This is a genomic window from Mycobacterium sp., assembly GCF_049683935.1.
GTDB lineage: Bacteria > Actinomycetota > Actinomycetes > Mycobacteriales > Mycobacteriaceae > Mycobacterium.
Genome location: NZ_JBAUJR010000114.1, coordinates 1 through 11,743 on the forward strand (window position 1 = coordinate 1; position 11,743 = coordinate 11,743).

General features: G+C 68.7%; 13 protein-coding genes and 1 pseudogene. 10 read left to right on the top strand and 4 right to left on the bottom strand.

What is annotated here, in order from left to right; all coding sequences use genetic code 11:
• Together menD and WA965_RS06570 are read left to right on the top strand one after the other, a co-directional pair.
• A partial coding sequence (gene menD / locus WA965_RS06565) for a 2-succinyl-5-enolpyruvyl-6-hydroxy-3-cyclohexene-1-carboxylic-acid synthase (protein ID WP_526447252.1) occupies positions 1-1,542 on the top strand: 1,542 nt, incomplete at its 5' end.
• The gene (locus WA965_RS06570; protein ID WP_526300817.1) at positions 1,539-2,054 is read left to right on the top strand and encodes a DUF3592 domain-containing protein; all 516 of its coding nucleotides are present in this window, start codon (positions 1,539-1,541) and stop codon (positions 2,052-2,054) included. The genes menD and WA965_RS06570, both read left to right, overlap by 4 nt.
• A 1-nt stretch (position 2,055) precedes the next feature.
• Here the strand turns inward: WA965_RS06570 and WA965_RS06575 are convergent, their stop codons facing one another.
• Positions 2,056-2,745 carry a DsbA family protein gene (locus WA965_RS06575; RefSeq protein ID WP_526300819.1) on the bottom strand — a complete coding sequence of 230 codons (690 nt, stop codon included), beginning with the start codon at positions 2,743-2,745 and terminating at the stop codon, positions 2,056-2,058.
• Positions 2,746-2,835: 90 nt separating this feature from the next.
• Between WA965_RS06575 and WA965_RS06580 the strand changes: the two genes are divergently transcribed.
• From WA965_RS06580 to WA965_RS06590, 3 genes are all read left to right on the top strand, one after another.
• Positions 2,836-3,963, top strand: a complete 1,128-nt coding sequence (locus WA965_RS06580) for a glycosyltransferase family 4 protein (RefSeq protein WP_526300821.1) — start codon at positions 2,836-2,838, stop codon at positions 3,961-3,963.
• Between the two features lie 124 nt (positions 3,964-4,087).
• The gene (locus tag WA965_RS06585) at positions 4,088-4,585 is read left to right on the top strand and encodes a nitroreductase family deazaflavin-dependent oxidoreductase (RefSeq protein ID WP_526300823.1); all 498 of its coding nucleotides are present in this window, start codon (positions 4,088-4,090) and stop codon (positions 4,583-4,585) included.
• Positions 4,582-4,974 carry a hypothetical protein gene (locus WA965_RS06590; RefSeq protein WP_526300825.1) on the top strand — a complete coding sequence of 131 codons (393 nt, stop codon included), beginning with the start codon at positions 4,582-4,584 and terminating at the stop codon, positions 4,972-4,974. Before WA965_RS06585 ends, WA965_RS06590 begins: the two co-directional genes overlap by 4 nt.
• An 8-nt stretch (positions 4,975-4,982) precedes the next feature.
• On the opposite strand, the gene WA965_RS06595 is transcribed toward WA965_RS06590, so the two are convergent.
• Complete coding sequence (locus WA965_RS06595) at positions 4,983-5,807, bottom strand: SDR family oxidoreductase (RefSeq protein ID WP_178361540.1); 825 nt, start codon at positions 5,805-5,807, stop codon at positions 4,983-4,985.
• 70 nt (positions 5,808-5,877) lie between these two features.
• On the opposite strand from WA965_RS06595, the gene WA965_RS06600 reads away from it, so the two are divergent.
• Positions 5,878-6,567 (top strand): demethylmenaquinone methyltransferase, encoded by a 690-nt coding sequence (locus WA965_RS06600; RefSeq protein ID WP_178361494.1) that lies wholly within the window; start codon positions 5,878-5,880, stop codon positions 6,565-6,567.
• Between the two features lie 132 nt (positions 6,568-6,699).
• The gene (locus WA965_RS06605) at positions 6,700-7,758 is read left to right on the top strand and encodes an alpha/beta hydrolase (RefSeq protein ID WP_526300828.1); all 1,059 of its coding nucleotides are present in this window, start codon (positions 6,700-6,702) and stop codon (positions 7,756-7,758) included.
• On the opposite strand, the gene WA965_RS06610 is transcribed toward WA965_RS06605, so the two are convergent.
• Together WA965_RS06610 and menJ are read right to left on the bottom strand one after the other, a co-directional pair.
• A complete protein-coding gene (locus WA965_RS06610) occupies positions 7,755-8,174 on the bottom strand; it encodes a GAF domain-containing protein (protein ID WP_526300830.1) in 420 nt (139 codons plus the stop codon). The two genes, WA965_RS06605 and WA965_RS06610, sit on opposite strands and share 4 nt — an antisense overlap.
• A gap of 19 nt (positions 8,175-8,193) precedes the next feature.
• Positions 8,194-9,444: a menaquinone reductase MenJ gene (gene menJ / locus WA965_RS06615; protein ID WP_526300832.1), complete on the bottom strand. Its 1,251-nt coding sequence runs from the start codon at positions 9,442-9,444 to the stop codon at positions 8,194-8,196.
• Positions 9,445-9,465: 21 nt separating this feature from the next.
• Between menJ and grcC1 the strand changes: the two genes are divergently transcribed.
• From grcC1 to WA965_RS06630, 3 genes and pseudogenes are all read left to right on the top strand, one after another.
• Entirely contained in the window at positions 9,466-10,473 is a 1,008-nt protein-coding gene (gene grcC1, locus WA965_RS06620; RefSeq protein ID WP_526300834.1) for a nonaprenyl/(2E,6E)-farnesyl/geranylgeranyl diphosphat synthase, read from the top strand.
• Between the two features lie 96 nt (positions 10,474-10,569).
• A complete protein-coding gene (gene htpX / locus WA965_RS06625; protein WP_526300836.1) occupies positions 10,570-11,448 on the top strand; it encodes a zinc metalloprotease HtpX in 879 nt (292 codons plus the stop codon).
• 66 nt (positions 11,449-11,514) lie between these two features.
• Positions 11,515-11,743: pseudogene (locus WA965_RS06630) on the top strand (hypothetical protein); the annotation flags it as partial.

Here is an 11,743-nt window from a genome sequence, read left to right on the forward strand (position 1 = left end):
GGTCGGCTGCGCCTGCACGTCCGCATCGACGAGCGCACCGCGGGCTTCCTGGCGATCGGTCTGGCGCTCGCCGAGCGGGCGCCGGTGTGCATCGCGATGACGTCGGGCACCGCGGTGGCCAACCTGGGTCCGGCGGTGGTGGAGGCCAACTACGCCCGGGTTCCGCTGATCGTGCTGTCGGCCAACCGGCCCTACGAACTGCTGGGCACCGGCGCCAACCAGACCTTCGAGCAACTCGGCTATTTCGCCACCCAGGTGCGCGCCAACGTCAGTCTCGGGCTGGCCCCCGATCTGCGCGGCGCTCCCGGTGAATTCGATTCCCTCAACGCGCAGTGGCGCTCGGCCACCTGCCGCGTTTTGGTGGCCGCCAAGGGTTCTCGGTCGGCCAACGCCGGACCGGTGCAGTTCGACATCCCGCTGCGCGAGCCGCTGGTGCCCGGCGTCAGTGAAGACGGAGTGCCGGGCCGAACCTACGCCCCCGAAGGACGTCCCGACGGCAAGCCGTGGACCTTCACCCCGCCCGTGACGTTCGACCAGCCGCTGGACATCGACATCACCCCGGACACGGTGGTCATCGCCGGTCACGGCGCCGGCGTTCACCCGAACCTGGCACATCTGCCCACCGTCGCCGAGCCCACCGCGCCGGCCGCGGAGAACCCGTTGCATCCGTTCGCGCTGCCGCTGCTGCACCCCAAGCAGGTCATCATGCTGGGCCGCCCGACCCTGCACCGCCCGGTGTCCACGCTGCTGGCCGACCCGTCGGTGCCCGTCTTCGCCCTGACCACCGGCCCGCGGTGGCCCGATGTCTCCGGCAACTCGCAGGCCACGGGCACCCGTGCGGTCACCTCCGGCGCGCCGTCGGCGGACTGGCTGCGCCGCTGCGCCGAGGCGAACAACCACGCCGTCACCGCGGTCCGCGACCAACTCGCGTCGCATCCGCTGACCACCGGACTGCACGTCGCCGCGGCCGTCGCCGATGCGCTACGACCCGGCGATCAACTGGTCCTGGGCGCATCGAACCCGGTCCGCGACATCGCGCTGGTGGGCTTCGACGCCACCGGCGTCAAAGTGCGGTCCAACCGCGGGGTGGCGGGCATCGACGGAACGGTGTCGACGGCGATCGGGGCGGCTTTAGCGTTTGAACGAGCGGGGGCCTCCGAGAGCACCGGCGGCCGGACCATCGCGCTGCTCGGCGACCTGACGTTTGTGCACGACAGTTCGGGTCTGCTGATCGGGCCCACCGAGCCGACACCGAAGAACCTGACGATCGTGGTGTCCAACGACAACGGTGGCGGCATCTTCGAGTTGCTCGAGCAGGGCGACACCCGGTATTCCGATGTGTCCTCGCGGGTCTTCGGCACCCCGCACGACGTCGACGTCGGCGCGCTCTGCCGCGCTTACCACGTCGAAAGCCGGCAGATCGAGGTCGCCGACCTGGCCGATTGCCTCGGCGAGCCGTTCGAGGGCATGCGGGTCCTGGAGGTGAAGGCCGACAGATCGTCGCTGCGGGCGCTGCACGCCTCGATCAAGGCCACTCTGTGAATGGTGTGCGTGACCGCCTGAACGCGTTGTGGCGCCTCATCGTTCCGCACCTCTCAGGTGAGCCCGGCGAGACTCACGGCGGCCGGATCGTACGACGGATCCGGATCGGAATCGTGGTGGTGACGTGCCTGGTGACGTTGCAGTCGGTGCTGCTGGTGCTGGGGGCCTGGCGCAACGACCGGCAGATCGAACGTCACCTCGGGGTGGCCGAGGCCAGTGTCCTCGACGCGGGCCCGCGGCGCTCGACCATCGAGTTCGTCACGCCGGACCGGGTGACCTACCGGCCCGAGCTCGGCGTGCTGTATCCGTCGGAGCTCGAGCCCGGCATGCGCATCTACGTCGAGTACGACGTGAACAACCCGGATCTGGTCCGGGTCCGGGACCGCAATGCTGCGCTGGCGATCATTCCCGCGGGATCGATCGCGGTTGTCGGATGGGTGATCGCCGGGGCGGCGCTCGGGGTGACCGCCGTGGTCGAACGGCGCCTCGACGGTCGCGAGCTGGTGGCCTGACTCAGGATTGGACGAGGTTGTCCAGCCAGTCGTCGTCGTAGATGTCGAGCTTCTCGCCGGCTTCCAGATCGAACACCGTCGGGGTGCCGGTCTGCACGGGGTCGATGTCGAACAGGAATCCGAAGTTGGCGTCCTCCATCTCGGCGATGTCGACGGCTTCCTCGTCGCGCGCGACGGTGTTCGCGATGGGATCGGGCATGCCTGCGCTGGACGCCATGTCGCGCAGTTCGTCCGGTGTGAACGCCGGTCCGCCGGCGTCCTGATTGACCCAGAGTTCCTCGACGAAGCGCTGGAACTGTGAACCGCTGGGACCGACGCCGGACACCGGCGTCTGCGCGGCCAGGAACAGTGCGTTGGCGACCGTGGAGGAGTACCCGTCGTAGTCGTCGTCCATGAAGGTCAACGGACGGTAGGTGACCTGCAGGCTGCCGACGTTGACGTGGTAGTGCAGCGCGTCACCGAAATCGCGCTGCAGGTCGCTGCAGTGGCGGCACTGCGGTTCGGTGAAGATCTCGATCCGCGCGGGTGCGTCGTCGTAGCCCGCGACGATCCCGTACCCGTCCACGGACAAGGCCAGTGGCGCGCTGGTGGAGTCCCGCTGGGCGGTGCCGCTGATCTGTTGTGAACAGCCGACCACCAGGAGCAGCACGGCCAGGGTTCCGATGACCTGCGCTGCTCTGAAAATCCGCATGCCGAGAGGGTAACGCCCATCACCCGGCAATTCGTGTGACATATCCCTGGTGGCAACCTCGCCGACAGGTGGCGATGTCACTGTCGCGGAGTGCGGGTAGCGATCGTCGCAGAGTCATTCCTCCCGAACGTCAACGGCGTCACCAACTCCGTGCTTCGGGTGATCGAGCATCTGCGCCGCACCGGGCACGAAGTGCTGGTCATCGCCCCGGACACCCCACGCGGGCAACCCGCCGCCGACAAGGTCTACGAGGGAATCCGGGTCCACCGGGTGCCGTCCAAGATGTTCCCGAAGGTGACCTCGCTGCCGCTGGGTGTGCCCCGGCCGCGGATGGTCGGTGTGCTGCGCGGCTTCGACCCCGACGTGGTCCACCTCGCCTCCCCGGCGCTGCTCGGCTACGGAGGTCTGCACGCTGCTCGTCACCTGGGGATTCCGACAGTGGCGGTGTTCCAGACCGACATCGCGGGCTTCGCGAAGAGCTACGGCGTCGGGGTCGCCTCGAGGGCGGCGTGGGCCTGGAACCGGCACCTGCACAAGCGTGCCGACCGCACGCTGGCGCCCTCCACCTCGGCAATGGAAGATCTTGCCGCCCATGGCATCCCGCGGGTGCACAAGTGGGCTCGCGGAGTGGACGTGACCGGGTTCGCGCCTTCGGCGCGTGATGACCGGCTACGACGGTCCTGGTCGCCGGATGGCAAGCCGATCATCGGGTTCGTCGGGCGGCTGGCCCCGGAGAAACACGTCGAACGGCTGGCCGCAATCGCCCACCGCGACGACCTGCAGATCGTCGTCGTCGGCGACGGAGTCGATCGGCGGAAACTCGAATCGTCGATTCCGAGAGCAGTTTTCACCGGACCTCTCTACGGCGGTGAACTGTCGAGCGCGTATGCCAGCATGGATGTCTTCGTCCACCCCGGCGAGCACGAGACGTTCTGCCAGGCGGTGCAGGAGGCGATGGCTTCGGGGCTTCCGGTCATCGCCCCCGACGCCGGCGGTCCGAGGGATCTGGTCGCGCCCTACCGGACGGGCCTGTTGCTGCCCGTCGACGAGTTCGAGCACAGGCTGGCGGAATCAGTGGATCACCTGGTGGCCGAACGGCGTCGCTATTCGGTGGCGGCCCGGCGCAGCGTGCTCGGCCGGACCTGGCCGGTGATCTGCGACGAACTGCTGGGCCACTACGAGGAAGTGGTGGGAACCCGCGCGGCCAAGGTCGCCTGAGCTGGACCTCCTCCCGGTGGTTGCGTCCGCGCGATCGACTTCGGTATGACGGAACTACGGGGCGGCGACCACGTCGCCGCTTCCAACCACGGATTCGGTCGCGACGACAGAGGAGGTGCGGACGATGTGGAACGCTGCCCTGACGCACGCTCTGACCGAGCCGACGAGGAAACTCGCTGAGGCAGCGCTGCATTCGCGTCGCTTCGCGCGAGCACCCATCTCGCTGTACCGGGCCGGTCTGGGCTTTGTGTTCGGATCCCGGATGCTGATGCTCGAACACGTGGGTCGACGCACCGGCGCCAAAAGGTACGTGGTCCTCGAGGTCATCGATCAGCCCGACCCGAATACCTACGTCGTTCCCTCAGGGTTCGGCGAACGCTCACAGTGGTTCCAGAATGTGATCGCCGAACCGGAGGTCAAGGTGTCGGTGGCGCGGCGGCGCAGCGTCGCAGGCACCGCCCGTCGGCTCTCCACGGGTGAGGCCGACGCGGCGCTGCAGCACTACATCGGTCGGCATCCGCGGGCGTGGAGTTCACTCAAAGAAGTGGTCCAGCGCACCCTGGGCGGCCGGGTGGACCCGCCGGACACCGATCTGCCGATGGTCGAGTTGCGCTGCCGATGAGACAGCTCAGCCGCTTGATTGCCGTCCTCGGCGCGGTGTGCTGCACCGCATGCTCGACGCCGGCGACGGTCACGGAGGTCACCCACCATCCGCCGCAGGGGTGGGCGCCCTCGGCGGCCGCCGTCGTCGACCGCCTCGAGAACGACGGGAAGGTGGTGCTGCATCCCATGGACACCACCAGCACCGACTGTGCCGGAGCGGGTTGTGAGCAGGTGATCACCACCGACCGTTTCCGGATCATGTCCTTTTCGACCACCGGCAACGCGCAGATCTACGCCGCAGACCGTGGTCTGAGGCAGGTGGAAACACTGGTGGTGGACTTCTCGCCGACAGTTGCCGAACCGGCCCGTGACCGGCTGTGGTCGCAGATCTCGCAGCTGGTGGGCTGACGCGTCTGTCAGCCCTGCGCTTCGACCGCCACGGGTTGCCACTGCTCCCAGGTCGCCAGCCGGCTCTCGTAGTCGGCCTTGGCCAGCTGCAGCGGCTTCTCGCCGAAGAACACCCGCAGCGGGGGCGGAGAGGCGTCGACGACCTTGAGGATGGCCCGCGCGGAGGCCTGCGGGTCGCCGGGGGTGGGCATCCGCTGAGCACGCTTGGCGTCGGCCTCGGCGTGCGCCTCTTCGTAGTCGGGCAGCGGCGTCGCCCGCTTCGACGACGGACCGGCCCAGTCGGTCGAGAAGCCACCCGGCTCGATCAGCGTGACGTGGACGCCGAACGACTCGATCTCCTGCGCGAGGGCCTGCGAGAAACCTTCCAGGGCCCATTTGGACGCGTGATAGATGCCGACATTCTGGAAGGCCGTGATGCCGCCTATCGAGGACACCTGGATGAGGTGACCACTGCGCTGCGCGCGCAGATAGGGCAGCGCGGCCTGGGTGATCCACAGGGCGCCGAACACGTTGGTCTCGATCTGATCGCGCGCTTCTGCTTCGGAGAGTTCCTCGATGAAGCCGAACTGACCGTAGCCGGCGTTGTTGACGACGATGTCGAGTCGCCCGAAGTGGTCGTGGGCTGCTTTGACGGCCTCGAAGTCGGCGGCGCGGTCGGTCACGTCGAGGGTGATCGGCAGCAGTGCGTCGCCGTACTTGGCGCTGAGGTCGTCCAGTGAGGACACGTCGCGCGCCGTGGCCGCGACCTTGTCGCCGCGCTCCAGCGCAGCGATCGTCCATTCGCGCCCGAACCCGCGCGACGTACCGGTGATGAACCAGATTTTTTCGCTCATTGCTGGGTCAATGCCTGCGGCGGCGCTGTGCATTCCCGCCTCAAGCAGGTTCACAGGTAGCGTCGGCGGAGTGAATCGGGCGTCGCTGGAGAAGAATCCTCACGAGGTCGCGTCGATGTTCGACGGGGTCGCGCGCCGCTACGACCTGACCAACACGGTGCTCTCGCTCGGCCAGGACCGCTTCTGGCGCCGTGCCACCCGGGCGGCGCTGAAGATCGGACCGGGCGACAAGGTCCTCGACCTGGCGGCCGGGACCGCAGTGTCGACCGAAGAGCTGGCAGCCTCCGGCGCGTGGTGTGTGGCTGCGGACTTTTCTGTCGGCATGCTCGCCGCGGGTGCGGGCCGCAGCGTGCCGAAGGTCGCCGGCGACGCGACCCGACTTCCGTTCGCCGACGGCGTGTTCGACGCGGTGACGATCAGCTTCGGGCTGCGCAACGTCGTCGACCACTCGGCGGGGTTGCGTGAGATGGCGCGGGTGACACGCCCGGGTGGCCGGTTGGTGGTGTGCGAGTTCTCGACGCCGACCAACCCGCTGTTCTCCACCGTGTACAAGGAGTACCTGATGCAGGCGCTGCCGCGGATCGCCCGAACGGTGTCGTCGAACCCCGACGCCTACGTGTATCTGGCGGAGTCGATTCGGGCCTGGCCGGATCAGGCGGACCTGGCGCGGCGCATCGGTGACGCCGGGTGGACGGATCTGCGGTGGCGCAACCTGTCCGGCGGCATCGTCGCGCTGCACGCCGCCACCAAGCCCCGGTAGCCCTGTAGTTCCCCGAGTTTCGCGAGCGCGCGCGTTTGCACGCCGACACGCCGCAAACTGTGTGCCTGCGCGCTCGTTCGCGGGCGGCGAAAGCGCCCTTTTGGTCCCCGCTGCGCCGCTACGGTCAGGGCCATGCCGTATGGACGCCACGCCGACCCCGACGCCACGCTGGGGACCGACCCACGCTCAGATCCCCGCATGGTCGAGGCATTCGCCCGATTCGGTTTGGACGGACGGATGCCCTCGAGCGGGCTGACCGTCGACTCGCCCCTGGAGGAGCGGCACGCCTTCGCGGCCATGAGCGAAGAAGCGATCGGCGCGATCTTCGAAGCGCTCGCCGGCGACGTCTCCACTCCCAACGGGGTGTCGTCGACCACGACCACCATCACCGGCGTCGACGGCAACGACATCACGCTGTACATCAGCAGGCCCGATGACGCGGCGGGCCCGCTGCCGGCCGTCCTGCACCTGCACGGCGGCGGCATGGCGATCGGCAGCGCCACGGACCTCTGCTACGTCCGGTTGCGCGAACATCTCGCCGCGACCGGTCTCGTCGTCGTCGGGGTCGAATTCCGGAACTCCAGCGCGAAACTGGGTTCCCATCCGTTCCCTGCCGGGCTCGACGACTGCGCTTCGGCGGCTCGATGGGCCAGCGCCAACCGCCGCGATCTCGGTATCAGCCACATCGTCGCGTCCGGGGAATCCGGCGGCGGCAACCTGACACTGACGTTGGCGCACAAGGCGAAACGGGAGGGTTGGATCGACGAGATCGCAGGCTTCTACGCGCAGTGCCCGTTCATCTCTAATCGGTGGCAGCAGGACTGCGACGACCTGCCGTCCCTCGAGGAGAACGACGGCTACTTCATCAGTCGCGAGCAGGCCGCACTGCTCGGCTCGCTGTATGACCCCGACGGTTCACACGCCGACGATGCGACGTGCTGGGCAGCGATGGCCACCGACGAGGAACTGAGAGATCTTCCGCCGCATGTGATTTCGGTCAACGAACTCGACCCGCTGCGCGACGAGGGGCTGCAGTACTACCGCAGACTGTTGCGCGCCGGCGTACCCACGATCGGTCGGGTGGTGGCGGGTACGTGCCACGGCGGAGATCTGCTGTTCGGCAGCGCGATGCCGGAGGTGTTCGGCGCCAGCGTCCGCGACCTCAGCGGGTTCGCCCACTCGCTGGCTTAGGGCCCCCTCCACAGCCTCGCGGACTGTTCCCCGACGTCGGCGTCGTGGATCTGCTGGAAGTTGCGTCCGCCTCGACCGAACGTGGCGATGACCGCCGGCGGCGCCGCGGACTCGACGACCGGGCCGGTCTGCCACCGACATGGCCGGACGTGGACCAGGTCGACGCTCTCGCCTGCGGCGTCGTACGAGTACGGTCCGGCGATCCGGCCGAGCCAGTACAGTCCGTCGCCGTCCCGGGTCCACACGAACGACCCGTCGTCCACCTCGGCGAAGCGTTCGACGCGGCGTGCCAATCGTTCGGGATCGCGATCACCACCGAACCCGCAGAGTCCCGACGACAGCGCGCGCGCAAGCGTGGTCTGCGGGTCCACATCGTCGCGACGTGAGCGCAGCGGTGCCCGGTACACGGATGTCACGCTCGCGGAACGCCGGGCGTCACGTGAACGGGCGACGGTCGTCGATGCGGCCCGACAGCCGCCCCGCTCCCCGCCACGCTCGTGCCACCACGTCCTCGTCGGCCTCGGTGACGAAATTGCCCATCACCCGGACTGCCATCCTCATCAGGAGTCCGGACCGCATGGCCACCGGCCCGGCCGCCGGCAGGAAGCGCGGGAACGTCAGCAGCAGGGCCAGTCGGCGGGCCACGGAGAAGCCGCGCGCATAGTGCTCGTGCAGGACCGCCGGCCACGCCCGCGAGAAGTCGTCGAGGTCCAACAACTCCACGGCCAGTCGGCCGGTCTCCAGCCCGTAATCGATGCCCTCGCCGTTGAGCGGGTTAACGCACGCCGCAGCGTCGCCGATCAGCATCCAGTTGGGTCCGGCCACCCCGGACACCGCGCCACCCATCGGCAGCAGCGCCGACAACCCCGCGCGCGGTTCACCCTCGAAGCCCCACTCGTCGCGGCGCAGGCCGGTGTAGTAGCTCATCAGGGGTCGCAGCGCGGCGTCGGCGGGCCGTTTCGAGGTCGCCAGCGCGCCGACACCGATGTTCACTTCGCCGTTGCCCAGCGGGAAGATCCAGCCGTATCCGGGCAGCACCTCACCGTCGGGGGAGCGCAGTTCCAGATGTGAAGTGATCCACGGTTCGTTGCTGCGCGGGGTGGCGATGTAGCCGCGGATGGCGACGCCGTAGACGGTCTCCTTGTGCCACTCGCGGCCGAGGACGCGTCCCAGTGTCGAGCGCGCCCCGTCGGCGACGATCAGGCTCGAGCACCGGATCACCTGCCCGGAATCCAGCACCACTGCGGTCACCCGCCCGGACACATCACGCTGCACGTCAACAGCTTTCGCTCCGAGCTTCATCTTGGCGCCGTCGTCGACGGCCACCAGACGGATGCGCTCGTCGAGCTCTGTGCGGGGGACTGCGCTACTCGAGGGCGGGAACGACGGACCCGGCCACGGCACCTCGACGTCGGCGCCGAAACCGGACATCCGCAACCCGCGGTGGGCGATCCTGCCGTCGAGCCAGGAGCCGAGCCCGAGACGCCGCATCTCGGCGATCGCGCGTGGGGTCAGCCCGTCGCCGCAGGCCTTGTCTCGGGGGAACTGGGCGGAGTCGATCACCAGCACGTCGCGCCCGGAGCGCGCCGCCCATGCCGCGGCCGCGGATCCGGCAGGCCCGGCCCCGACCACGATGACGTCAGCGCTGCTCGACCCCTCGGTCGCACCTGTCGCCGGGTAGTCCATGACTCCCAGTATGTTGGCAGTGTGAGGACACCGGCGAACGTGGTGGCGGGAGTGGACTTCGGGGATGCCCAGTTCGCCCAGGATGTCCGGGACGGCGTGGCCCGTGTCGAGGCCCTGATGTCCGAGGAGCTGGGTCGTGCCGACGCGCTGATGTCCGAGGCCGTGCAGCATCTCTTCCAGGCCGGCGGGAAACGGTTCCGCCCGCTGTTCACGGTGCTGTCCGCTCAGCTGGGGCCCGAACCCGACGCGTGGCAGGTCTCCGTCGCGGGCGCGGTGATCGAGCTGGTCCACCTCGCGACGCTGTACCACGACGACGTGATGGACGAGGCGCAGGTGCGCCGCGGCGCCTCCAGCGCCAACGCCCGCTGGAGCAACAACATCGCGATCCTGGCCGGCGACTACCTGTTCGCGACGGCATCACGGCTGGTCTCGCGTCTGGGTCCCGACGCAGTGCGGATCATCGCCGACACGTTCGCCCTGCTGGTGACCGGTCAGATGCGGGAGACCCGCGGCGCGGCCGACCAGGTCGATTCGATCGACCATTACCTCAAGGTGGTCTACGAGAAGACGGCCTGCCTGATCTCGGCCTCGGGCCGATTCGGCGCGACGTTCTCCGGCGCCGACGACGAGCAGGTCGAACGGTTGGCGCGGCTCGGCGGGATCGTCGGCACGGCCTTTCAGATCTCCGACGACATCATCGACATCGACAGCGACCCCGACGAGTCGGGCAAGGTGCCGGGCACCGATCTGCGTGAGGGCGTGCACACGCTGCCGGTGCTGTACGCGCTGCGTGAGGAGGGTCCGGACGCCGACAGGCTGCGCGAACTGCTGTCCGGCCCGGTCGAGGACGACGACGAACTGGCCGAGGCGCTGCGGCTGCTGCGCGCGTCCAAGGGAATCACGAAGGCCAAGGAGACTGTGGCGGGGTACGCCAAGCAGGCCGAGCAGGAGCTCGCCCTGTTGCCCGACGGGCCGGGTCGCCAGGCGTTGGCCACGCTGGTGAACTACACCATCACCCGGCACGGCTGAGCATCCGGAAACTCCGCGGGCAGTCCGAGCGTTGACTGCAGCGATGACTCTTCCAACTTCGGTGGGTCGGCAGGTTTTCTCGAGGAGGCAAGCACGATGACGTGGCACCCGCACGCCAACAGGGCGAAGACGTTCCTGTTGTTGGCGGTGTTCTCGGGTCTGATCGTCGGGGTCGGCGCGATGTTCGGCCGCAACATCATGTTCCTGGCGGTGCTGTTCGCCATCGGCATGAACGCCTACGTGTATTTCAACAGCGACAAGATGGCGCTCAAGGCGATGCACGCCCAGCCCGTCACCGAGATGCAGGCGCCGTTGATGTACAAGATCGTGCGCGAACTCGCCACGACGGCCCGGCAGCCGATGCCGCGGCTCTACGTCAGCGACACCGCCGCGCCGAACGCGTTCGCCACCGGCCGCAACCCGCGCAATGCGGCGGTCTGTTGCACGACGGGCATCCTCGGAATCCTCAACGAACGTGAGTTGCGGGCGGTGCTCGGCCACGAGCTGTCCCATGTCTACAACCGCGACATCCTGATCTCGTGTGTGGCCGGCGCGATGGCCTCGGTGATCACCGCCCTGGCCAACCTGGCGTTCTTCGCGAGCATGTTCGGCGGAAACCGCGACGGCGGCACCAATCCCTTTGCGATCCTGCTGGTTTCGCTGCTGGGCCCGATCGCGGCGACGGTGATCCGGCTGGCGGTGTCGCGCTCGCGGGAGTATCAGGCCGACCAGTCCGGAGCGGAGCTCACCGGCGATCCGCTGGCCTTGGCCAGCGCGTTGCGCAAGATCAGCACCGGCGTCCAGCAGGCGCCGCTGCCGCCGGAGCCGCAGCTGGCCGATCAGGCGCACCTGATGATCGCCAACCCGTTCCGCGCCGGGGAGAAGATCGGCAAGCTGTTCGCGACCCACCCGCCGATGGAGGATCGCATCGCCCGGCTGGAGGCCATGGCCGGCCGCGGACCCGACCGCTACTAGGGGATCCGGCGCGGATAGCGACACTCGAGGTGCTCAACCGCGCCAGATCCGCTTAGGGTGGGCGACGTGCTGACCAGAATTCTCACCGCAGCGGCGGCAGCAGCCGCGGCCCTGGCCCTGCCCGGCATCGCGGCGGCCGACCCGCCTCCGGTGCCGAACATCAACGCCATGCCGCCGGTGAACCCGCAGGACTTCGCCGCGATGGACGGCGCCTGGTACTCCTTCGCGGTTCCTGGCGGAGTGACGTGCGTGATGGACCGGCAGACCGGCGGCTACGGGTGCAGCGGTCCGCTGC